This window comes from Bacillus sp. AFS037270, from assembly GCF_002585305.1.
In genome coordinates this window covers 39,838-64,496 of the sequence record NZ_NUNF01000002.1, presented here as the reverse complement: position 1 = coordinate 64,496, position 24,659 = coordinate 39,838, and the positions used below count along the sequence as shown (strand labels likewise).

The 24,659-nt window shown below is 43.0% G+C and carries 20 protein-coding genes; 19 read left to right on the top strand and 1 reads right to left on the bottom strand.

What is annotated here, in order from left to right; genetic code table 11:
• Positions 1-152 precede the first annotated feature (152 nt).
• From COD92_RS00750 to COD92_RS00705, 10 genes are all read left to right on the top strand, one after another.
• A complete protein-coding gene (locus COD92_RS00750) occupies positions 153-818 on the top strand; it encodes a (2Fe-2S)-binding protein (RefSeq protein ID WP_098531121.1) in 666 nt (221 codons plus the stop codon).
• The gene (locus COD92_RS00745; protein WP_255295232.1) at positions 785-2,245 is read left to right on the top strand and encodes a hypothetical protein; all 1,461 of its coding nucleotides are present in this window, start codon (positions 785-787) and stop codon (positions 2,243-2,245) included. The genes COD92_RS00750 and COD92_RS00745 overlap by 34 nt, the downstream gene beginning before the upstream one ends.
• A gap of 182 nt (positions 2,246-2,427) precedes the next feature.
• Positions 2,428-3,789, top strand: a complete 1,362-nt coding sequence (locus COD92_RS00740) for an MFS transporter (RefSeq protein ID WP_098531119.1) — start codon at positions 2,428-2,430, stop codon at positions 3,787-3,789.
• 29 nt (positions 3,790-3,818) lie between these two features.
• Entirely contained in the window at positions 3,819-4,394 is a 576-nt protein-coding gene (locus tag COD92_RS00735; RefSeq protein ID WP_098531118.1) for a UbiX family flavin prenyltransferase, read from the top strand.
• A 30-nt stretch (positions 4,395-4,424) separates the two neighbouring features.
• Positions 4,425-5,891 (top strand): aldehyde dehydrogenase family protein, encoded by a 1,467-nt coding sequence (locus COD92_RS00730; protein WP_098531117.1) that lies wholly within the window; start codon positions 4,425-4,427, stop codon positions 5,889-5,891.
• A 30-nt stretch (positions 5,892-5,921) separates the two neighbouring features.
• Positions 5,922-7,100 (top strand): iron-containing alcohol dehydrogenase family protein, encoded by a 1,179-nt coding sequence (locus COD92_RS00725; protein WP_098531116.1) that lies wholly within the window; start codon positions 5,922-5,924, stop codon positions 7,098-7,100.
• Between the two features lie 25 nt (positions 7,101-7,125).
• On the top strand, positions 7,126-8,529 hold the full coding sequence (locus COD92_RS00720) for a sodium:solute symporter family protein (protein ID WP_098531115.1): 1,404 nt from the start codon (positions 7,126-7,128) through the stop codon (positions 8,527-8,529).
• Positions 8,530-8,676: 147 nt separating this feature from the next.
• Positions 8,677-10,242, top strand: a complete 1,566-nt coding sequence (locus COD92_RS00715) for an L-lactate permease (RefSeq protein WP_098995829.1) — start codon at positions 8,677-8,679, stop codon at positions 10,240-10,242.
• A 292-nt stretch (positions 10,243-10,534) separates the two neighbouring features.
• Positions 10,535-11,917, top strand: a complete 1,383-nt coding sequence (locus tag COD92_RS00710; RefSeq protein WP_098531113.1) for a UbiD family decarboxylase — start codon at positions 10,535-10,537, stop codon at positions 11,915-11,917.
• A gap of 121 nt (positions 11,918-12,038) precedes the next feature.
• A complete protein-coding gene (locus COD92_RS00705; protein WP_098531112.1) occupies positions 12,039-12,749 on the top strand; it encodes a HoxN/HupN/NixA family nickel/cobalt transporter in 711 nt (236 codons plus the stop codon).
• A 103-nt stretch (positions 12,750-12,852) separates the two neighbouring features.
• On the opposite strand, the gene larC2 is transcribed toward COD92_RS00705, so the two are convergent.
• Complete coding sequence (gene larC2 / locus COD92_RS00700; RefSeq protein WP_098995828.1) at positions 12,853-14,052, bottom strand: nickel pincer cofactor biosynthesis protein LarC2; 1,200 nt, start codon at positions 14,050-14,052, stop codon at positions 12,853-12,855.
• Between the two features lie 451 nt (positions 14,053-14,503).
• On the opposite strand from larC2, the gene COD92_RS00695 reads away from it, so the two are divergent.
• The 9 genes from COD92_RS00695 (at position 14,504) to galE (ending at position 24,653) form a co-directional block, all read left to right on the top strand.
• Positions 14,504-15,343, top strand: coding sequence for a beta/alpha barrel domain-containing protein (locus COD92_RS00695; protein ID WP_176541246.1), 840 nt, complete (start codon positions 14,504-14,506; stop codon positions 15,341-15,343).
• A 45-nt stretch (positions 15,344-15,388) separates the two neighbouring features.
• Entirely contained in the window at positions 15,389-16,309 is a 921-nt protein-coding gene (locus tag COD92_RS00690; protein ID WP_098531109.1) for a molybdopterin-binding protein, read from the top strand.
• 41 nt (positions 16,310-16,350) lie between these two features.
• Positions 16,351-17,136: a 2-keto-4-pentenoate hydratase gene (locus tag COD92_RS00685; RefSeq protein WP_176541245.1), complete on the top strand. Its 786-nt coding sequence runs from the start codon at positions 16,351-16,353 to the stop codon at positions 17,134-17,136.
• 120 nt (positions 17,137-17,256) lie between these two features.
• Complete coding sequence (gene larE, locus COD92_RS00680) at positions 17,257-18,081, top strand: ATP-dependent sacrificial sulfur transferase LarE (protein ID WP_098995827.1); 825 nt, start codon at positions 17,257-17,259, stop codon at positions 18,079-18,081.
• A 94-nt stretch (positions 18,082-18,175) separates the two neighbouring features.
• Positions 18,176-19,984, top strand: coding sequence for a sigma-54 interaction domain-containing protein (locus COD92_RS00675; protein ID WP_176550381.1), 1,809 nt, complete (start codon positions 18,176-18,178; stop codon positions 19,982-19,984).
• A 41-nt stretch (positions 19,985-20,025) separates the two neighbouring features.
• Positions 20,026-20,778 carry a nickel pincer cofactor biosynthesis protein LarB gene (gene larB, locus COD92_RS00670; RefSeq protein WP_098531106.1) on the top strand — a complete coding sequence of 251 codons (753 nt, stop codon included), beginning with the start codon at positions 20,026-20,028 and terminating at the stop codon, positions 20,776-20,778.
• A gap of 123 nt (positions 20,779-20,901) precedes the next feature.
• Positions 20,902-22,302 carry a nickel pincer cofactor biosynthesis protein LarC gene (gene larC / locus COD92_RS00665; protein WP_218011289.1) on the top strand — a complete coding sequence of 467 codons (1,401 nt, stop codon included), beginning with the start codon at positions 20,902-20,904 and terminating at the stop codon, positions 22,300-22,302.
• A 182-nt stretch (positions 22,303-22,484) separates the two neighbouring features.
• The gene (locus tag COD92_RS00660; RefSeq protein ID WP_098531105.1) at positions 22,485-23,648 is read left to right on the top strand and encodes a galactokinase; all 1,164 of its coding nucleotides are present in this window, start codon (positions 22,485-22,487) and stop codon (positions 23,646-23,648) included.
• Between the two features lie 15 nt (positions 23,649-23,663).
• The gene (gene galE / locus COD92_RS00655) at positions 23,664-24,653 is read left to right on the top strand and encodes a UDP-glucose 4-epimerase GalE (RefSeq protein ID WP_098531104.1); all 990 of its coding nucleotides are present in this window, start codon (positions 23,664-23,666) and stop codon (positions 24,651-24,653) included.
• Positions 24,654-24,659: the final 6 nt, after the last annotated feature.

The following is a 24,659-nucleotide window of genomic DNA, read 5'->3' as shown; positions in this document are numbered from 1 at the left end:
TGGAACGAAAAAATTTCCATATTGGAACCTTATGGCACCACTGTCAGGGATGGAACCGCCAATCGTCGCATATTTTAAATAAATCTAAATTGGCACAATACTTGCAAGTATATAAGTGACATTGTGATGTAATTCCCAAAGGAGTGAAATGTATGCGCTTAATTAATTCGTTGGCGGTAATTCTGAATGACAAATGTACCGGCTGTAAAATTTGTTCTCAAGTTTGTCCGACTTTAGCAATTACAATGGAACCTGTGCCAGGAACCAAGCATAAAAAGCTGGCTGTGGTCGAGGAGGAAAATTGTACGGGCTGTACGGCGTGTGAACAGCGCTGTCCGTTCGATGCGATTGAGATGACCAATCTGGAAGAGTCTCGTATGATCGGCGTGGATATTAGCCTATCAAACTATGAAGAAGTACAAAAGATTTGTTATGATGCCCATTTACACCCGGAGCAAATTGTTTGCTATTGTACTAGTACACGTGCCGACGAGGTAGCTGCGGCCATTCTTCAAGGAGCGGATACACCGGATAAAATCTCACAAAGAACCGGCCTGCGTACAGGTTGTACGGTAGAATGCCTCCAGCCGGCCATTCGCATGCTGAAATCAGCAGGTATTGAACTCGAAGCTCCTAAAGGCCGTTACCAGTGGTATGGAGAAACACCGACTATTTGGAGTATTCCGGACGAAGTAAAAGAGAAATATTCGAAACGCGGTTTCCATTTTGATGAGGATATTGAATTCCTGGAGAAGTTGCGTAACGCTCCATTATCAAGTACAACTTGTCAACTTCAAGTGAAAGGGGAGGAAAAGTAATGTACCCAGCACCAATTAAACCACTTAATCCACGGCCATCACGATATGGTATCGACCCATCATTGGTGAAAAACCGTTTTGCTGAGCTTCCAGAGATGACCTCACTGATGCTAAACGAATTGTTCCCGGATGTTCCGGATGTCATTTATCCAAGTCCAGAAGGAATCTACTCAATCCGCCGCCACGCTGAGGCAGCACTCGAAAAAGTTGATCTGTCGATGATCCAGCCGAATCATACGGTGAATATCTTGGCTTCTCACCATGGATTTACGCTTCTGGGCGGAGAACCGTATGCCGAATTATTAAAAACAGTCTATGACGTAGTTAAGCAGCGTACAGGCGCCAGGGAAGTTCGTTTACGTGCAGGCGTGGGTCTGCGCTTTAGAGAGACGGAAGAATATATTAAACGTTTTGAGTTGAATAAGCATTTTGATAGAGCAAGAGGAATGGCCCCAATTGATGAGGGCATTCCGATCGAAACGGAAATCGGGACGCTTTACGGGTTGAAATGGACGTATGATGCTACTTGGATTATTCACGTTCATAACAGTGACGTGCGTGAGGTTCACTTCCACCGCCAGGTAGACCGTGCGGTGAAGCCGTTTGGGATGTCTTATGCGCGGATTGAAACTCGGTCGACTTACCATCAAAACCTAGGACCGCGCGGAGCTAACTTCACTGCTCGGGCTATCTTTGAATCAGAGTTTGTACAAAGCAAGTTCGTTGGAGCTGTGTTCCTCAACATGTCTCCAAGTGGTGTCATCAGCGTCGAGGCAGATAATGACCTGTACAAGATTAACGATGTCATTACCCTTAGTGGTTTACGTCACTACGGTAAAGTGTTCCAGCTGTTAGGCGAAATTGATGAGTGTATCGTTGGTTTGGACTTCCCATGTCCGGTGCCATATGTATTCTCGGCAGGGGTTATTTACTGTAACTTTGTTGGGGCCAACTGCGATTTGTTTGATCTCGATGAGAGACTCGCACCGTATACATGGTATGCGGAAGCGATGTACGGCAGAGACGGAAAACCGCTCGTTTCAGATGTAAAACCAGTCAATCCAGCTATTAAGATGGTCGTTCATAACTACGCGTGGATCGGATATCCGAGTGCATTCTTCTCTCAGCAGGTGCCAACGCTGGTAGTTGGAAAAGAACAAGCAGACCTGTTTGAACATGATTCGCAAAACATCGAGTATATGAAATACGCGATGGTAGCGGATAACTTACATGATTCCATGAACTTTGCCTATAAAACAACAGGAACAGACAAAGTCATCGTATTTGACGGTGCCGTTGGCGGGATCAATGTGAGCCGCTCCTTGGCAGATCATCTGATGGAAGTCGCACCAAGTGTCAGCGACAAAGTCGATAACATCCTAATGCCAAAATGGCTAAAGCAAAGAGGCATTTTGGTCAACGCATAGTGATTATTCAAAAAACGAAGGGTCACCCTAGACCCCCAATATACAGTAAACGTTCACTTATTATGTATTGGGGGTCTGCCCCTTTTGAACATCCTCTCCAACAAGAATTTTTAAAAATGAAACCGGATTCATAGGATTGCTCTGTAATCGTAGCAAAATGATGAAAATGTGGAGGAAAAAATATGTCTAATTTGTCTAGTTCTTCAAATTTAGCAAGTAATCCAAATTCAAGTCCAACAACAGGTGTTAGTAATAGTCAAATGATAAAGGCCTCTATTGCATCTGTATTAGGATGGTCACTCGATCTTTTTGATTTATTTATTCTTCTTTATGTCGCTCCTGTTGTTGGTCAAGTGTTTTTCCCTTCCCATGTCCCGGTGCTTTCACTGGCAGCTGTCTACGCATCTTTTGCGGTAACATTAATTGTCCGTCCGCTTGGTTCCGCCATTTTTGGTGCTTATGCTGATAAGCACGGAAGAAAGGGTGCAATGACTGTAGCATTTATTGGTGTCGGACTGGCTTCTGCTTCATTCGGTCTTCTGCCTACTGTTGATCAAATTGGTATTGCCGCTTCAATCATTTTCCTTGTCCTCCGTATAGTTCAAGGGGTTTTTGTCGGTGGCGTTGTTGCATCTACGCATACAATCGGTACCGAATCTGTTCCAGCTAAGTGGCGCGGAACGATGTCAGGTCTGATCGGCGGCGGCGGTGCAGGTTTGGGAGCATTATTTGCATCGATTGTCTATCTTATTGTTACACAGCTTTTTCCAGGCGAGGCATTTAACGGCTGGGGATGGAGAGTCATGTTCTTCTCGGGAATTTTAAGTTCGGTCATGGGGATCTTTGTATTTAAATCACTAGAAGAATCTCCACTATGGAAGCAATTGAAGAAAGAAAAGGAAAACAAGAAGACTGTACAAATACAGCCAGAGCTTGAAAAATCGCCTGTTAAGATTATTTTTACAAAATATCGCTCCGTATTTTTTGTCAACTTGATGATTGTTTTTGGTGGTGGTGCCGGTTACTATTTAACATCCGGATACCTTCCTACACTCTTGAAGATGGTTAACAAAATTAATCCTACAACAGCATCGTTTATTCTAATGGGAGCTAGTGTTGTGGCCATTATTACACCGATCGCATTGGGATATTTAAGCGATCAAATTGGAAGAAAGAAAACCTTCTTAATTATCGGGGTTATCAATGTTATTGCGCTTCCGGTGCTGGGATTGGGATTGGGACATGCTACAAGTATCTCAGCTATTGCGTTTTATGCGATTGTGTTTTCAGGACTAGGCAATGCCGGATACGCACCTGTTATGATCTTTCTGAATGAGCGCTTCCCAACAGCTATCCGTTCCACTGGTACTGGTATCTCTTGGAACACAGGATTTGCACTTGGCGGAATCATGCCAACATTCGTTTCCTTGGTTAGTAGTGTAACTGGTGGCATTCCTGTTGCGCTGGCTTGCTTCCTTGTTGGAATCTATTTGATTTTCATAATTGGAAGTATCATTATTCCAGAGACAAAAGGAAACTTCTAAATCTTGTAAACTACAGGAGGTGAATAAACATGAAAATGGTCGTGGGTATTTCCGGTGCGAGCGGTGCTATATATGGCGTTCGCACCGTGGAAGCATTGTACCGGCTGGGGGTGGAAGTTCACCTTGTAATCAGTGAAACAGCCAGGAAAACGATCGAGTACGAAACAGATTATCGTTTTCAGGATGTTTATAGAATGGCTTCAGAGGTATATGAAAATCGTGATTTGGGGGCCGCTATTTCAAGTGGTTCTTTTAAAGTAAAAGGAATGATAGTCGCACCATGCTCAATCAAGACACTGGCCGGTATCGCTAATAGTTTTAATAATGAATTGCTGACCAGGGCGGCAGATGTTCAGTTAAAGGAACGCAGAAAGCTGGTGCTTCTTCTACGTGAGACGCCCTTACATCTTGGGCATATCCAACATATGATGAACGTTACCCAAATGGGAGGAGTGATTCTTCCGCCGGTTCCGTCTTTCTATCATTTACCTAAAACAATTGATGATATTGTAAATCAAAGTGTTCAGAAAGCACTTGATCAATTTGATCTTGAAGCTAATTTATTTACGCGATGGTCAGGTATGGAACATCCGATAGAAAAATGATAAATGAATGGACATGAGAGGAGTAGGGATATGTCTACATTAATCGATCAAAAACAGACTACATATTATAATCTCATCAATGGGGAATGGACGGAATCTTCTTCAAAAGAATTATTGGAATCAAAAAACCCGGCTACTGGTGAAGTGGTGGGCTACGCGCAAAAATCAACGGTTCAGGATGTGGAATATGCAATTGATACCGTTTTTCATGCGTTTAACACTAGTGACTGGGGCTATAATCCGAAGCGCCGCTACAACGCTTTGTTAGGTTTAGCTCAAAAAATGGAAGAGAACAAGGAGCATCTTGCAAGAGTTTTAACGATCGAGCAAGGGAAAACCATCAATGAATCCCGAGGCGAGATTGCGGGTTGTATTGATACCTTAAAATACTTTGCCGGTGCATCCCGGACCGTATTTGGGCGCTCGATTCAGCTTGAATCGCAAAATTTTGGGGTTATTGCAAAAGAGCCGATTGGCGTAGTTGGAATTATCAGCCCATGGAACTGGCCGGCCCTTTTGATGGTTCGGGAATTAGCTCCTGCTTTGGCAGCTGGTAACGGTGTAATTGTTAAACCGGCAAGTCTCACACCGGCTATTTCAGTGGAAATTTTCAAACTCATTGACCAAGTTCCTGATTTCACCAAAGGGATAGTTAGCATTGTGACTGGACCTGGAAGATCAATAGGTGCAGCGATGGGAACAAGCAAGAAGATCGATATGATCAGCTTCACTGGAGATACTTCCACAGGTAAGACGATCATGGAAATGGCAACAAGCAATATTAAGAAGCTGGCATTAGAACTAGGTGGAAAATCGCCCAATGTTGTATTTGCAGATGCAAATTTAAGGAAGGCAATCCCTCTGATAGGCCGCTCGATCTTTAACACCGCCGGACAGATTTGTATGGCCGGTTCTCGATTGTTAGTCCATGAATCTATTAAACATGAAGTGATTGCCGGCTTAAAACAATATGCGGAGAATCTGAAGGTCGGGAATGGAATTCTTGAAACAACGGATATGGGGCCAGTTATTTCGCAAAGTCAGTTGGATATCGTGACAGACTATATCGAAATGGGACGTAAGGAAGGAAAAATCGTTACAGGCGGTTACCGCTTAACAGGTGGGGAATATGATAAAGGCTTTTTTATAGCACCAACTATTATCGATGAACTGTCGTCATCCTCTAGAGTCGTGCAGGAGGAAATCTTTGGACCGGTTCTAGCTATTCAGTCTTTCTCTAATGATGAAGAAGCACTCACCATGGCCAATGATTCCGATTTTGGACTTGCTGCAGGTGTCTGGACAACCAATTTAAACCGAGCGATGAAAATGTCGAGAGGAATTAAAGCAGGTACCGTATGGATTAACACGTACAACAGGAACTTCCCAGAAGCTGAATTTGGCGGTTATAAGCAAAGTGGTCAAGGACGTACCCGCGGTATTGATGGATTAAATGAATATTGTGAGACAAAACACATTCATTTTGAAATCGATTAATCAAAACAGGAATAAAAAGGAGGGGATACCGTGACAACAGGACATTTAGTAAAGGCAACCGATTTTAAATTCTCGTTTAATCTTCCTACTCTAATTGAATTCGGGTATGGAAAGGCTGTTGAGCTGGGACAACGGCTTCAAAAGCTTGGAGTTAAACAGGTGTTTTTAGTAACGGATAAAGGGGTCGAATCAGCTGGATTGCTTGCAGGATTAACTGGATCTTTGGAAAAATCAGAGATTTTATTCGATATCTTTACAGGGGTAGAACCCGACCCGAGTCTTGAGACCATCAACAATGGTTATGAAATTTTTCGGCAAAAGGTGTATGACTGTATTGTCGCAGTCGGCGGCGGAAGTCCGATTGATACCGCGAAGGGGATCCGGGTAGTTTCCGCAAATGGGGGCAGCATCGGTGATTATGCCGGGGTAAATCGGGTCCCTGTTGCGCCAACACTTCCGCTTATCGCCATCCCAACCACATCTGGTACCGGGAGTGAGGTAACCATGTTCGGCGTTTATTCGGATTGGCAAAATAATGTGAAGGTAACGGTGACCAGTCCATATATGGCGCCAACTATTGCGATTGTCGACCCTGCCTTGACAATGAGTTTACCAGTAAAAATGACCGCTGCATCAGGAATTGATGCTTTGGCTCACGGAATTGAAACATACTTTTCAATTCTATCCAGCCCTGTATCGGATGCACTTGCGATGGAGGCTATCCATATGGTGAATGGACATCTTCGCAGTGCGGTCGAACGAGGGCATGAAGTGGAAGCACGCGTTGGCCTATCACATGGCAGCTTATTAGCAGGGATGGCTTTTAATAACGGATTTTTAGGGTTAGCCCATGCGATTGGCAGCGCCCTGTCCGGTCACTGTCATGTTCCACATGGGGTTGCAATTGGACTATTACTTCCAAGTGTAATTGAATTCAATGCGGCTGCTCTTCCGGAAAAAGCAGCAAGAATTGCTGAACAGATGGGAGTGAAGGGTGAGAACCAGGAGGCGTTAGCGTCTCAAGCAGGTGGTGCTGTTGCAAGACTTGTTGAGTCAATTGGGCTTCCAACAAGACTAAGAGATGTGGGGGTAACGGAGGAGAAGCTTGCTGATATTGCGAAGGATTCATTCAAGAGCGGGATGATGAAAATGAATCCGCGTCAGCCTTCTGACGATGAAGTTTTAGCCTTATTAAAAGCTATATTGTGATTATATATGGGAAGAGGGATCGACAGTGGCTGCAAGTACGATTATTTTGGGCATTGCTTTACTTTATGTACTAATTACAACAGGCATAGGTCTCTACACCAAGAAGTTTTCAAAGAGTTCTGATAAGTATATGACAGGTGGAAAAGAGTTTGGCCCCTTAATCATTGGTCTTTTAATGATGTCCGAGTTTATCGGTACCGGTTCAACTCTAGGGACGGCACAAACCGCTTTCGACAAGGGGATTTCCGCCTCTTGGAATCTAATTACTCTAGCGCTTGCGTTTATACTATTTGCTTATACTCTTGCCAAAAAGTTTCATGAACGAGGGGAGTACACCATTTCCGGTGCCATTTCCAAATCCTATGGAAAAAGCGCAATGGTTATTACTTCGCTTATTATGATTTATGCATTATGTGTAGTAAACGTCTCCATGTATGCAGGTGGTGCGGCAACATTATCTGCGATTCTTAAAATACCACATTCATTGGCAGCTATTTTAGTAGGATTGATCACTGTGGTGTATGTTACTGCAGGCGGAATGTTTGCCGTAGCTTATACAAATTTGATCCATGTGGCATTCAAGTATTTAGGATTAATCCTTGCCTTATCATTTGGATTGGCGGCAGCGGGAGGATTTGCTGGAGTATCTTTAGACCTTAAACCCCAAATGTTTAGCTGGACTGGAATAGGCTGGCCTATGATTATTGCGTGGACCATTGCCAATATTGGGTCTATTTTTTCAACTCAATATATAATCCAAGCGGTATGTTCCACTAGTGACCAAGCACAGGCAAAAAAAGCAAGTATTTATTCAGGATTATTGGTTATTCCTGTTGGGATTATTGCGGCGGTAATTGGGATGGCTGCAAAAAGCCTATTTCCAACTATTCCTTCAGCTCAGGCTTTGCCGATCATGACTACTTTGATGAACCCTGTTCTGGGTGGATTGGTCGTTGCCGGTTTGATTGCTGCGGTCTTTGGTACTGTTGCTGCAAGTACAATTGGTTCTGCGGCTTTGATACTAAAGGATTTTTATATTCCCTTTTTCAACAAAAGTGCAACCGAAAAGCAAAAGCTGCGGTTCTCCCGAATTGCGACTGTCGTGATGGGGCTGCTTCCGATCCCTTTTGCAATATTTGCTCCGCAAATTTTAACGACAATCTTTTTTGCTAGAGCATTGCGGACAACGATCGCGGTAATCGTTGTGCTGATGTTCTATTTCCCGAAATTCAGCAGCGGCCGCGGGGCAACCTGGGGAATGATTCTTGCCGTAATCATAACCACTGCTTGGTATTTGGCAGGGAACCCGTTGGGAATCGATAATATTTATATTGCCGGCCTTACGCCATTGGTTGTCATGTTAATTGATCACATTTTTAAGCAGCCAAACCAGGAGATCATCTTGTGGGAAAAGAAGGAAAATTTTTAAGAGATTCTTGTACTAGAACCAAATGGGATCTTCAATATGTAAATCTTATTAAAAGGCAATATCAACAAGTTTGTTGGTATTGCTTTTTCCTATATTTATCAAATTCTATCAAATTAGATTTTAATTGTGAGTTGAGGTGTATCAACCATGTTCGTACAAACCTATACTCCCATCGCCCCAATCGGCTGGTCGGTACTCTTGGGTATCTTACCCTTATTTATCCTTTGCCTCCTGCTTGTCATGGGATGGTTAAAACCAGCCCTTACCTATGGATTGGTTTTGCTTCTGACCGCCGGATTAGCAGGGACAGTTTGGAAAATGCCAGTATCGATGATTACAAGTACCGTGTTTTATGGGATTCTTTTTGCACTTTTTCCACTCTTTTATATGATTTGGAGTTCAATCTTTTTGTTTCGGGTGGCCGACAAATGCGGGTATATTAATCGCATTAAAAATACGCTTAAGACGGCAGAAGAGGGAATAGAATGGAAAGTGCTTCTCGTCGGATTTGGGTTGACTGCTTTTATTGATAGCACAGCTGGATTCTTGGCGCCAGTCGCGATTGTTACTGCGCTTCTGGTGCAATTAGGCGTTGAACCAAGAAAAAGTGCGCTCGCCACGCTTTCTTCCAGTGCGATACCGGCTGTATTTGGTGCGGTTGGAGTTCCAGTGATTCTCCTTTCCAAGGTGACTGAGCAGCCTTTGGAGGAAACAATCCGACAGGTTGCTTTTTTCGATATCATTCCTGCACTGGCGGCGCCACTTATTACCTGTTTAGCCACCTGCGGCTTTCAATCAACAAGGAAATTCTTTAAACAGATCTTCATTGGAGGCTGCAGTTATGCCGCCGCTACTCTCTTAAGTGTCCTTTTTGTCTCTCCCTATTTAGGAGCGATTGTCGGTGCAGCTGTCTATATTGTTGTCATTTTCCTGTTAGGCAAACAGAAAGGGATTTTTATTGAAAAATTGTCACCGAAAAAGTGGTTGAAAAGCTGGTGGCCGTTTGTCCTCTTAACCGTGTTTGTTTCCATCTGGAATATCCCATCCCTCCAATCAATATTGGAAGTGGTAGGGAAAGCATGGCCCATGCCGTTTCTGGATCGACAGATTATGACAGAAGCTCCATTTGGACATGATGTGATATCTGTATCCTGGAAAAATAATTTTCTTGCCTCACCGGGAACAGCCATCATTTTAGCTTCGTTGTTTACTGCGTTAACATCTGGTATGGGCTTGCTAAACTGGATTAGGATGCTGTTCTCTTCTTTAAGTTCTGTTGGAATGGTGGCATTTAATTTATCGATGATCTCATCTGTTGGGTTTTTAATGGTTTATAGTGGTATTGCTGGTACGCTTGACTATCCATTTGGACATTTAGCCGCTGGATATATGGTGGTGGCTCCACTAATGGGCTGGCTTGGAACCTTTTTAACGGGCAGTAATGCAGCTTCAATTGCCCTGTTTGGCGGTATGCAGGCTTATGCGGCCCAAATTACCGGTCTGCCCGCTGTTGGAATTGCGGCTTGCTTTGCAGTTGCGGCGGTCGGCGGGAAAATGATAGCTCCTCAAGCGCTCGAAGTTGCTGTTAAATCGTCCGGTATGGATTCCAGTTCCGAGGCGAAGCTGCTCAGAAAACTGATCGTATTTAGTTTGTTGGTTCCCTGTCTATCCATCGTGGTGATTGTGATGTGGAAACTTTTTGGGACAGAATAGTTTCCATTTTGGAAGTGATAGGCACCAAAACTGGTAATTAAAGTGACCAGTTTATCGTCGTCTGTAATCATATAGCAATTGGCACAATACTTGCATTAGATTAATTGACTTGTGAAATTAAGCTCAGAGGAGCGGAAGAATGCGCTTATTAATTTATAGGCTGTTACTATCAATTACAAATGTAATGGCTGTAAAAATATGTTAGAAGTAATTTTGAACATCTAAACATTTTTTATAAAAAATAAATAGAGTTACCTAACATTGATTTTATATAATAGGGGGAAATGCTAGTATGCGAGCTAAAACATTCAGGACATGGTTGAAGCACCTTCAGACCGAAGGCCGTTTGGCTGTTATTAATCGAAACGTCAGTTTACAGTATGAGATTGCCGCAGTAAGCAAAAAATTGGATGGAAAAAAGGCCACTTATTTTACAAATGTAGAAGATTATTCGATACCAGTTGTTTCTGGCATTTGTTCCAGCCGGGAAGATTTTGCTGAAGCACTCGAAACTGATCAATACGGAATTATCCATAAGTTTAATGAAGCGGTGGCTTCGCCGACACCCTGTCGATTGGTGAATGATGCGGAGGCTCCGGTTAAAGAAAATATCATTCTCGGAGATATCGACTTAATGAAGCTGCTTCCGATTCCCGTTCATCACGAGAAAGATTCAGGCAACTATATTACAGCTGGACTGTTTATTGTTCGGGATCCTGAAACCCGCAAGCAGAACGTCGCCATTCATCGTCTACAGGTTTCAGGAAAGGACAAGCTTGGCGTCTTACTCCTTCCACGCCACACGTTTCATCTGTTTAAAGAGGCAGAGGAGGCGGGAAGGGCATTGGAATGTGCCATTGCTATCGGAGTAGACCCGGTTACATTACTAGCTTCGCAAGCAAGCACGCCATATGGTGTGGATGAATTAGAGATTGCCGGCAGCCTGCGCGGAGAACCATTGGAAGTGGTTCGCTGCGAGACGGTTGATATTGATGTACCTGCATCTGCTGAAATTGTCCTAGAGGGCAGGATTTTGCCCCATGTTCGCGAGCCGGAAGGACCTTTTGGAGAATTCCCCAAATATTATGGACCACGCAGTAATAAGGAAGTTGTTCAAATTAGTGCGGTCACGCACCGAAATAACCCGATCTTCTATACGATTGTACCTGCATGCTACGAGCACTTTTTATTGGGTGGGATTCCTCGGGAGGCAAGCTTGTTTCAAAGCATCCGTCAAACGGTTCCAGGCGTTAAGGCCGTCCATATGAGCCCAGGAGGAACCTGCCGCTATCATGCAATAGTGTCGATTAAGAAAAGAACCCAGGGAGAGGCGAAAAATGCTATTATCGCCGCCTTTGCGAATAGTTTCGACATTAAACATGTGGTTGTCGTCGATGAAGAAATTGATATTTTTAACATGGAGGAAGTGGAGTGGGTGATTGCCACCCGCTTTCAAGCCCAAAAAGATTTGGTACTCATCCACGAGTCCCAGGGATCGAAACTGGACCCTTCTACAGAGGATGGTGTAGGATCAAAGATGGGATTGGATTGTACCGTTCCGTTGAATAGTGAACCGATGCGTTATTTACCGGTATATATTCCGGGATACAATGAAGTGAAAACAGAGGATTATGTTGATTTTAAGGCCTCTATTAAAGCTGAACATCTAGAATAGTGAAAAGAATAGAAAACTAGTGATGTTCTAACTAGCAATCAACTACGCAGCAGAGAGCACCCTTTAAATGATTGAAGACTGCTGCCGGGCCAGACATATTATTAAGACAGGAGTGGGAAAAATGGAAGGCAGCTTACTATCTATACTATTTTTAGGATTTATTCTTGGGATCAAACATGCAATTGAACCTGATCATGTCATTGCGGTTTCTACAATTGCTAGTCAAAGTAAAAAATTATGGCGCTCTTCTCTGGCAGGGGTTTTTTGGGGAATCGGGCATACTGCAACACTATTTTTAGTTGGAATCATCTTGATTATTATGAAGGGGAACATACCGGAAGAGTGGGCGATGTCCTTTGAGTTTTTAGTTGGGATTATGCTAGTTTATTTAGGCATAGCAAGTATTCTTTCCTTTAAAAAAGTCCATCATCATGAACATCAGCATAATGAGGTTGTTCATGATCATTTTCATCATCGCGCTGAAGGTGCTCCACACTTGCATGAGCATAAAAAGATTTCCTATCGTAAGTCTTTGCTGATTGGCTTAGTGCATGGGCTTGGCGGAAGTGCGGCAATGGTGCTGTTAACCATGAGTTCAGTTACAAGTGTTTGGGAAGGGGCCGTATATATTCTTATCTTTGGCCTGGGAACGACCATTGGTATGCTTGGATTTACAACGATTATTGGCATTCCGTTTGTCCTTAGTGCGAAAAAGGAAAGTGTAAATTTAAAACTGACAAGAATTACCGGGCTAATCAGTACCGCATTTGGACTTTACTATATGTATAACTTAGGAGTAACAGAGGGCTTATTTAAAATTTGGATGCAGTAAATTGACATCTGATCTCATATTGGGATAACAGGATAAGCTATATTTCATAAAGTAGGGGTTGACCAGCTAAAACAAGCTAGTCAACCCCTATTCTTATGTATGGTTATTGTTTAGATGTGAATGGATATTGTGCCAGAGCCTCGCCTAGAACGGTCTGATAGACTCGTTTTCCTGAAATTCCGAGGGATTCAGCTACTTGTCGACAGGCTTCATATTCCGGAGCCACATTTACAATTTCTCCGTCCAAGAAAGCAATCTTGACCGGCAATTCACCAAAAGAAGTTTTTACCTGGACAATTTTATGGGGAACGGCCCAACCACTGACTGTATAATGACGCATCCCGATGGTGGTTGTCTGACGTACTATTTCCTCTTGGATTTCTTTTTGCCGTTCAGTCTTACAGGCTACCCGAAGCTGCAATCCAGGGCGTCCCTTTTTCATGATGATTGGAATGATGTACGCATCCATTGCCCCAATGGATAAAAGGCGCTGGATGAGATAGCCTGCTAATTCAGGGTTCATATCGTCAATGTTGGTTTCAATCACAATCGTTCTTTTTTGGGGATTGGAAGATTTCACCGTTTGAGAAGAGGTGCACCACTCTCCAAGCTGAATCCGCAGAATGTTCGTGGAAGCATATTCTGGTCCGGCTCCATATCCTACTTTTTCCGTAATAAATGCCGATTGTGGAGCAGGTACAGCTAAGGTTCGAATGAGAGCAGCAGCTGCGGTGCTGGTTATTCCTCCAGCCGCTCCGGAAGTCAAGGTAGGGTATCCTAGTAATAATTGAACGGTTGCTGGTTCAGGAAATACTTTCCACCCCTCGTCATATTGGTTCCACCCGCTTCCCAGATTAATGGTGGAAACATAACATTCCGGTTCTCCTATCAAATGCCAGGCCAAGATGTTTCCAACCGTGTAACAGAGTATTTCTGCAGAATTCTCTTGATCAAAAGGTATGAGGCTAGGGTTCGTATCACGCACAACTGCTTCGGCCGCACCCCAGTGTTGAAAAAACAGTTTGCTTTTTTCTTTTACTATTTGTGGCAGCTCCCAGTTATCGATTATTTTTTCCATATCGGATAGATTCATAGAACCATGCAGTTTAAATGGATAAATACAGGCAGACGTTGCCGCAATTCCTTTCACTTTCATTCGCTGAACCGCAAGATTATTTTCATGTACACCAATTTTACCCATATACGAACGCCATTCATTTTCGGGTAATCCCAGATCGAACCAAGCACCTAATAACCTTTCGTTGTCCACCCCTTCGAAACATTCAATATATGCACCTGTCATTGCTGCCCTCTCCTTTCATGTCCCATTTTCTTTCGATTGTAGCATAAACAGGAAGCAGTCAAGAACAGGAAAAATATAACGAATCGAAGAGAGTTCCAATGCGGAATCATTTAAAGTTGCCATGCATACTAAAATGGAAACACATGGTTTCCATTATTGTGGAAACCACTGATTGATAAATGGAACTAGGTGGGTTCCATGGATTCGTATTAACCCCTATATTTACGCTTGGCACAAATCTTGCAATTATAAAAAGTGAAGGAACTCCAACTGGCGTTAATTAGAATGAATGCGCTTCAATCATGATCGGCTGTAATACCGTCACAAAAAAGGATATTGAACCGAGCTGCTGAAATGGGTGATGGCAGTGGAAATCCCAACAAATTCCAGTTGAAAAAGTACATCGATATCGCACACAGAGATCTATGTGAGTAGGAGGATGATCAGAAACATGTTGGAAATAACTCAGCACAAAAAAGAAGCAGCTGTATATGATTTGCGTGATACATTGTTTATACCCATTCAAGAACGCCTATTTACAGCACAAGTGGTAGCTACGAACTATGGGATATTGGCAAATAGCATGTGTGCTGTTGCGTTTGTATATGAACTTGGCCTTGAACTATTAACTTGTTTAGAAGATGGCGCGGCAGTAAAGCCGGGGGATGTCATCTTAACCTTTCGAGGTACGCCGAAAAGTGTTGCTATAGCTGAAGACCGGGTGCTTGGGTCGATGATGGTTCCGTCCGGCTATGCCACTCGGGCACGACAACTGCAGATTATTGCAGGAAGCAATTTGAAGGTGGTGTGCGGGGGATGGAAGAAACTCCCGCAGGAATCCAAGCCTGGTCTACACGCTGCACTGGCGGCAGGGGGGATTGGGATGCGAATGGTTGAAGGTCCGTTTGTCTATATCGATAAAAATTATGTTTCGATGTTTGGAGGAGTCGGCCAAGCACTTCAAGCGGCTGCACAGTTTCCTGACCATAAGACCGTGATTCAAATCCGTGGGGAATTGCAATCTATCGCTGAGGAGACAGAGGCCGCGGTTCATGGAAGAGCGAATGTCCTTATGGTGGATACAGGATCGTTGAACGATCTTAAAATTGTTCTGCAAATCTTGGATCAGCTTAATGCCCGCCATCGGGTAAAGGTAGCTTTTGCGGGCAGCGTAACAGAAGAGACACTGCTTTTGCTTCGTGATGTTCCGGTTGATTTGGTCGATGTAGGTGCTTCGATTCTAAACGCTCCCTTACTCGATATGCGTCTAGAGGTTAAATTGTCCGAATAAACAGTCAGCAAAGAGAGTCATAAAAATTGAGGGAGGCGAAAAGAAGTGGAATATAGTCTTTTAAATAAAACAGAACTCCGTTTAACCGATGTATATCTAAGTGATTGTGACTTATCGGATATTTCCAATACAGTGGCTGAGGTGCTAAAGCTCCCAAGGGACCGGGTATTTGTTATCGATGTTCGCGAGGATCATATCGCATTGGATTTACTCGTTCAGACCATAAATGATGATCAGTTTGTAGGAAAGAAAGAAGAATTGTTAAAAGCAGTAGGTTCGCTTCCAGGTGTGAATTTTGGTCCGGAACCGGACATTCATTCCGAAGGAGTATTGGGGATGATCGCATTATCTCCAATAGAAGGGAAAAAGGTGGTTGAGCAGAGTGCAGCGATGGGTAACGAGATTCAAAACCGGATTCGCCGCCGTGTGAAGGTATTCCCTACTGGATTTGAAGTTGGAAGGGGCATGATAGAAGATACCAATACGCCTTACCTTGTGAACAGGTTTACTGAAGCAGGGTGTAAGGTGCAATCTCATCGGCCGTTAGAGGACGATATTGACGAGATTGCAGGGGCATTAAGACAGGCCCTCGAACAGGGATTTGGCTTGATTATTACCACCGGCGGGGTTGGCGCCGAAGATAAAGATTGTTCGGTTGAAGCTTTGCTAAAGGTTTGCCCCGATGCTGCAACACCATATATTGCAAAATTTACTCGCGGACATGGAAGGCACGTAAAGGATGGGATTCGGATTGGAGTCGCTAAAGAAGGATTAAGCTATGTGGTTACACTTCCCGGACCGAATGAAGAAGTGCGGCTTTGTGCAGATGTGCTTGTGGAGAGTATCGAAAAGCAGCCCGAACCGGAAATCCTTGGAGAACAGTTGGCCGATCTTCTTCGGGAGCGGTGGATGAGAACAGTGGGTACTCACGGTCATGCACATCATCATGGAAATCATACAAATTAAAAACTACTATTTTTATAGAAGGATAGAAAGGGAGAGTCTAGATGAGTCTGATGATCGAACAAGCAGTGAAACAATTATGGGAAGCAGATAAAAATAAAGAGCCGATTGCGCCGTTGACAGAAATGTACCCTAATCTTACGCTCGAAGATGCATACGCTATTCAAAAGCAAGTCCAGGCTTGGAAACTCGATTCCGGAAGTCGTGTGATTGGACATAAGATTGGCTTAACTTCAAAGGCTATGCAGAATGCTCTAGGCGTTCCTGAACCAGATTTTGGTTCATTGTTCGATGATACCCTTTTACCGGAAGGAAGTTTTGTAGACTATCAGCAATTTCTGCAGCCAAAGGTAGAAGCAGAATTGGCCTTCGTGATGAAACACGATTTAATGGGACCGGGGGTACACTTCCATGATGTGATCCGGGCAACGGATTATATCGTGCCCGCTTTTGAAATTATTGATAGCCGCGTCAGAAATTGGGAGATTAAGATTCAAGATACGGTAGCAGATAATGCTTCATACGGGGCATTGGTATTGGGGAGCTATGGAAGTCGAGTGAGTGACTTGGATCTACGGACGATTGGGCTGGTATTGGAGCAAAACGGTGAAGTCATCGATACAGCTGCAGGCGCAGCGGTGCTCGGTCATCCGGCGGCAGCCGTGGCATGGTTGTGTAACAAGCTGGCTGCATTTGGTGAAGGATTAAAAGCGGGAGATATCGTTCTCTCAGGCTCTTTTACAAAAGCATATGAGGCGAAGCCGGGAGATGTTTATACAGCCCATTTCGGCGGTGTTGGCAGCGTGCAAGTTGGTTTTAAGGAAAGGTAAGACTTTACAAAAAAGGCTAGTGTTGTTTTAAAAATGCTAGGATCACAGATCTCACTAGAGTCAAACTGATTTTCAATTTACATTAATATAAATTAATTATTAAAAAGGGAGAGTTTCAGCATGTCACATCAATTAAAATATGAAAAGTTACTAGAGAGTCTTAAAGGGTTTAACCGCGTTGCCGTCGCTTTTTCTGGTGGCGTTGACAGTACTTTTTTGCTTAAGGCGGCAGTGGAAGCTTTAGGAGCAAAAAATGTCCTTGCAGTAACATCTGATGCTGAGACTTATCCTGAGCGCGAGCTGAAAGAAGCGATGAGTTTAGCGAAAGAAATTGGCTGCGAACATTTGGTTATTCACACAAGCGAATTGAATATTCCAGGATATGCAGAAAATCCAATCAATCGTTGTTATTTTTGCAAACAGGAGCTTTTCACCAATTTGATTCCGGTTGCCCAAGAACGTGGGTTTGATCAAGTTATTTTTGGAGCCATTGCTGATGATTTGAGTGACTATCGCCCAGGGTTTAAGGCTGCAAAGGAAAAAGGGGTTCGTGCTCCGCTGCAGGATGTGGAGTTAACGAAAGCGGACATTCGTGCCTTATCCTATCAAATGAATTTACGTACTTGGGATAAGCCTTCTTTTGCCTGTCTTTCTTCTAGGATTCCATATGGTGAGAAGATTACGCAAGAGAAGTTAACGATGATAGATAAGGCGGAACAATTCCTAATGGACCTCGGCTTCCGTCAAGTTAGGGTGCGACAGCATGAAAAATTAGCACGTATCGAAGTTGTACCGCAAGATATCCAGAAATTGGCAGGTTTTAACGAAATGATTGTCAGCAAACTGAAGAGTATTGGATATATGTATATCACCATTGATTTGCAAGGTTACCGTTCTGGTAGTTTAAATGAAACAATAAAAACGCCTAAATTATCAATGGTTTAATAAATAGTTTCCAGCATCTGTGTTTTAAGGTATAAATAAAATAAGTGTGAATTTTTAAATAAACCGCTTATTTTGGTAAATGGAGGGGGAAACAATGCTTCTCTCAGATATAACACAAAAACCTGCATTTATGGTTGAGTCGAACATGCTTCAGAATGAATACGACCAAATTGTAGTGAAAATGAAAGCGTTATCCATTGAGGAAATACCAGTCATTGATCAAGGATGCTGGTCCGGTGTATTTCAATTGTTTTCAAATTCATTTCCTTCAGGGACAGAAATGGGAATATGGGTTCAAGATGCCCCCTTCTTCTACAAGGATACTAAGATAATAGATATAAAACTGCCTGTCAAGTTTAGTCTAGTTGGCGTGGTAGATAAAGAAAATCAATTTTTGGGCATAGCAGAGACAGGTAAGATAGTCGAACAAAAAAGAGTCATTTGGGATAAATATAAGGAAGTATATGAGCAGCGAAAGCATCTTGATGCCGTTATAGATTCTGCGTATGATGGAATTTTAATTACAGATTCGCTTGGCGTGGTGACAAGGGTGAACCCAGCCATGTCCCGTTTTTCCGGCATTTTAGAAAACCGTTTTATCGGCCGGCATTTGACTGAACTGTTTAGCCAAGGGGTTTTTCAGGAACCTTCGATTACATGGAAAGCGTTACAGGAAAAACGAGAAGTAATTGGACTGCAGCGATATCCAACCGGTCAAGAACATATTGTAAGTGCTGTACCCATTATTGATGAATTTGGAAAAATGCAAGGTGCTGTTGCGACCGTCCGAGATATGACAGAACTTGCCAGGCTGAGGGAAGAATTGAATTTTGTGCAAAAACGAAGCCAGGAGTATCAATTAGAAATATTGAAGCTTCGTAAGCAAGTCCTTTCCGACGAAGTGATTGCCGTCTCTCCGAAAATGGTAAGTGTGTTTGATTTAGCAGGAAGGGTAGCCGATTTTGATTCCACAGTTTTGATTTTGGGAGAGTCTGGAGTTGGAAAAGAAGTTCTCGCAAATTTTATTCATAAGAATAGCCGGCGTTCGAAGGGGACATTTGTAAAAATCAATTGCGGTGCTCTTCCTGCGGATTTGCTCGAATCAGAGTTGTTCGGATATGAGGCAGGGGCTTTCACAGGTGCTAGCAGATCGGGAAAAAAAGGACTGTTTGAAGCTGCCGAAGGAGGAGTGATTTTTTTAGATGAAATCGGAGAAATGTCATCTTCCCTTCAAGTGAAAGTTCTCCGTGTCCTCCAAGAACAAGAGTTTACTAGGGTAGGCGGGGTTGAGCCGATTCAGGTAAATTGCCGTATTATTGCTGCAACACATCGGAATTTGCAAGAAAGAATTCAAATGGGATTATTTCGGGAGGATTTATATTACCGGTTATATGTGGTGCCAATTCATATTCCTCCATTGCGGGAAAGACATGAGGACATTCCAGCGATGATTCAGTACTTTTTAAATCGCTACAATCAAAAACATGGAATCCAAAAAATGATTGACTCGCAAGTCATCCATGCGCTAAAAAATTATTCATGGCCGGGTAATGTTCGTCAGTTGTCTAATCTAATTGAGCGTTTGGTAGTTACGATATTTGAACCTACCATACTACTGCATCATCTCCCTGAGGATGTTATGACATTGGAAGGCCCGTTGGCAAGGACAGTGTACCATCCAGCAATACCAAAGGGAAACTCGAAGGTTGCAATAGCTGCTTCCAATCCTCAAATGACAGAAATAAATGAATCCGATAACTATAACGCCTTTAATGTATTAGAACGTGATTTAATCATTGAATCACTCAGTCGATATGGTTCCATTCGGAAGGTAGGACAGGCTCTTGGAGTCTCCCATACCACCGTAATTAAAAAGATGAAAAAGTACGGCATCACAAGATAGAGGAAGCACAGGTATTTTCATAAGACAAAGGAGGAGACAACATGAGTTTACAGGAAATATTACATCGTGTTCAGAACGGGGAAATCTCAGTAAATCAAGCTGAACAAGAGATACAGGGGTTTGAAGATTTGGGATTTGTGAAAATTGACTATGACCGGGAATCCCGGACAGGCTTTCCTGAGGTTATTTTCGGAAGAGGAAAAACGGTCGAGCAGGTTCAAATTATTTTTTCCCGCATCTATCAAAAGCACGGCAAGGCCATGGTTACGCAAGCTACTGAAAAAATGGCCGAGATCATTCAGCAGGATTTCCCTGATGCCAATTATGATCCGATGTCGCGCTTAATCACGATCGGCCATGGGGAAAAGCGATTTGCAGGGAAGGTCGCGGTTCTTTCAGCAGGAACCGCTGATTTGCCAGTTGCCCAGGAAGCGGCGCAGACGGCTGAATGGATGGGAAATGAAGTGGACCGTATTTATGATGTTGGCGTGGCCGGTATTGATCGACTGCTCGCTCAACGGAAACGGATTCAGGAGGCCAGCATTGTCATTGTTGTTGCCGGAATGGAAGGGGCATTAGCAAGCGCTGTGGGTGGGTTGGTACGCCGTCCTGTCATTGCTGTTCCAACTAGCGTTGGTTATGGTGCCCATTTATCTGGATTGACACCGTTGCTTTCTATGCTTACTTCATGTGCCGCTGGTGTAACCGTGGTGAATATTGACAATGGATTTGGTGCCGCCGTGGCTGCTTCCATGATTCAACAAGCCATTAAGGAAGGACCATTGGGCGAATAAAAGGGAGTAAGTCTCTTCTTTGAGCTAGAGGAAGTGAACAAGATGGGACAAGAAAAATCTTGTCCTGTTGTTCTCTGGCTATACCGTAAGTTTATATAAATGCTGACCTGGGAGGAAATCATAATGAAAGCGATTTATTTAGACTGTATTTCTGGGATTTCAGGGGATATGACATTGGGTGCGCTAATCGATATGGGGGCGGATTCATCATATATAGTGGATCATTTAAGGAAATTACCAGTGGATCCATTTGAAATTAAAGTACATAAAATCATTAAACTTGGTATCAATGCAACCAAATTGGAAATCAATTTTCCATTATCCTCAGAAAATAGTGAACATATCCATAGTCATGAGCACAGTCACGAGCATGGACATAATCACAGCCATGACCATGTTTACGAGCATGGACATAATCACAGTCATGACCATGTTCACGGGCATGGTCATAATCACAGCCATGACCATGTTCACGAGCATAATCATAGCCACAATCATGACCATATCCACGTGCATGGGCAAAGTCATAGCCACGAACATGGGCATGATCATGTCCATCGAAGTGCAGCGATGATTTTGGAAATGATTGAGCAAAGTGATCTTCCGCCGAGGGTAAAAGAGCGAAGTCTGGCAATTTTTAAAGAAATCGCGATTGCTGAAGGAAAAATTCATGGGGTCGATCCTAGTGATGTTCATTTCCATGAGGTGGGAGCAATGGATTCAATTATTGACACAATTGGTGTTTGCTTAGCACTTGAAAGTCTTGGTATTGACGACATTTATGCCTCACCTGTACCAACAGGATCAGGAAAAAAGTGGATGGCGCATGGTTTATATCCAATCCCCGCCCCAGCGACGATGGAATTACTAAGGGGAATTCCGCTAGCTGAACTAAACGTTAAGGGGGAATTAACAACCCCAACTGGAGCAGGAATTTTACGAGCACTTGTGAAAGAATTTATCCTTCCGGGTGGATTTACAGTAGAAGAGATTGGGTATGGTGCTGGGGAGAAAGACTTTGATCATCCGAATGTATTAAGAGTGATGCTTATTACAGCATCCGACTTAAAAAAAACATTAAAAGCTAAAGATTTACAAGAACGTGAATCAATTTTTGTGTTGGAGGCGCAACTGGATGATATGACAGGGGAAGGTTTTGGGTATACGATGGAGCGACTCTTGTCAGCGGGTGCACTCGATGTATTTTATACACCAGTTTACATGAAGAAAAATCGGCCAGGTACGCTTGTGACGGTCTTGGCATCCATAGAATCAGCCGATCTCTGTGAAGAAATCTTGTTGGTTGAAACCACGACTCTTGGGGTCCGAAGAAGTCATTGGAGCCGTAAAATTCTGGAAAGAAAATTTTTTATTGCTGACACACCTTATGGAAAGATAAAGGTGAAGCAGGCGTTTATGGAGAATAGGATGCTGCACCAAGCCCCTGAATACGAAGATGTGGCAAAAGCCGCAAGAGAACACCAGGTTCCCTTTCAAGAAATATATCAGTCCGCAATGAAATAAAAGAATTAAAATTTAAAAGAAGAGGTGCATAAAAGTATGCACCTCTTTTAGTTTGTAAAGTTTTTAGTAATTTTTTAGTAAAAAGATTGATATATTTTACTAGGGCGAGTAAAATAAAAGTAAATAAACATATTAAATTATTAAAAGAAATGAAAAGGATTACATTTGTGGAGGACGATAAAATGAACAATACAACACTTAACTCAATATTTGATGGAATTTTTGAAAAAGCGCCTGAGAAGTCTTTCTTTGCTCCAGGGAGAATTAATTTAATTGGTGAACATACAGACTATAATGGCGGCCATGTTTTTCCATGTGCGATTACGTACGGGACTTATGCAGCTGCTAAGAAGCGTGAAGACAGGAAAGTCCGCTTGTATTCAGCTAACTTCCCTGACAAAGGGATTATTGAGTTTACATTAGACCAGCTTGATTACAATAAAGATCACAATTGGGCTAACTATCCAAAAGGGATGATTCGCTACATTTTAGAGGCAGGATACCCAATCCCTACCGGTTTTGAGTGTGTCATCGAAGGAAATATTCCAAATGGTGCAGGTCTTTCTTCTTCAGCATCCATTGAACTATTAACCGGGGTTTTAGTTGCAGGGTTGTATGGCTTAGAAATTCCACGACTTGATCTAATTAAAATTGGCAAGCAGGTTGAAAATCAGTTTATTGGCGTTAATAGTGGAATTATGGACCAATTTGCGATTGGTATGGGAAAGAAAGATGCAGGGATTTTACTTGATTGTCAGACGCTCAAATATGAATACGCACCTATTAAATTAGAAAACTACAAAATTATAATTATGAATACTAACAAGCGCCGTGAGCTAGCAGACTCTAAATATAATGAACGCAGAGGAGAATGTGAAGAGGCTTTATCGCAGTTGCAGCAGAAGCTTCCAATTGAAGCTCTGGGTCAGCTTTCAGACAGTGAGTTTGATGAGAATCAGTACTTGATTACTAACGAAACAGTTCGTAAACGGGCAAAGCATGCGGTGTATGAAAATATTAGAACATTGCGTGCACTTGAAGAACTTAAAGCTGGAAATCTAGAGGCATTCGGACAATTGATCAACCAATCACACATCTCACTAAGAGACGATTATGAGGTGACCGGGATTGAGCTTGACAGTTTAGTAGAAGCAGCATGGAAACAGCCAGGGGTGCTTGGGGCACGAATGACTGGCGCAGGCTTTGGCGGCTGTGCGATTGCAATAGTGGAAAATGATGAGGTGGAAAGCTTTATTAACAACGTAGGAGTAGTATATGCTGACAAGATTGGTTATGAGGCGGATTTTTACGTAGCCTGCATTGGTGACGGAGCGAAACAATTATAAGGAGATGTTGGTATCATGAGTATTCTTGTATTAGGCGGAGCGGGCTATATCGGATCACATGCCGTATACCAATTAATTGATCAGGGTTATGAAGTGGTTGTTATTGACAATTTGCAAACAGGCCACCGTGATGCACTTCATCCAAAGGCACACTTTTACGAAGGAGATATCCGTAATCGAGAGTTCATACGGTCTGTTTTTCAAAAAGAAAAGATTGAAGGAATCATCCACTTTGCCGCCAATTCTCTCGTCGGGGAATCGATGGTAGAGCCGTTAAAATACTATGATAACAATGTATTTGGTACACAGGTTGTTCTCGAAATAATGAAGGAATTTGGCGTAAAGCACATCGTCTTTTCTTCAACCGCAGCTGTATATGGTGAACAGAGGGTAATGCCAATCACCGAAGCAGCGGAAACAAGGCCGACGAACACATATGGTGAAACGAAACTTGCAATGGAAAAAATGATGGGTTGGTGCGAAAAAGGATTCGGGATTCATTTTGTGGCATTGCGTTACTTTAATGTGGCGGGAGCGCGAAGTGAAGGTGTGATTGGGGAAGACCACAATCCTGAGACGCATTTGATTCCGGTTGTTCTCGAAGCTGCACTTGGGAAAAGACCTGCCATTATTGTGTTTGGAGAAGACTATGATACAGCGGATGGTACGTGCGTACGTGATTATATCCATGTAGAGGACTTGATTGGAGCCCACATTTTAGCGCTGAAGTATTTACAAAATGGCGGGGAAAGTAATTATTTCAATCTTGGATCAAGCCAAGGGTTTTCAGTAAAAGAGATTATCGAGACGGCTAAAGCTGTAACACAGTTAGATATTCCGGTCCAAATGGGAGAACGTCGCGCAGGCGACCCTAGTACACTGATTGCTTCATCGGACAAAGCTAAGCAAGTACTCGGCTGGAACCCCTCAAGAACATCAATTGAACAAATTATAACAGATGCTTGGAATTGGCATAAACATCATCCAAATGGTTATCAAAAATAGGTGGCG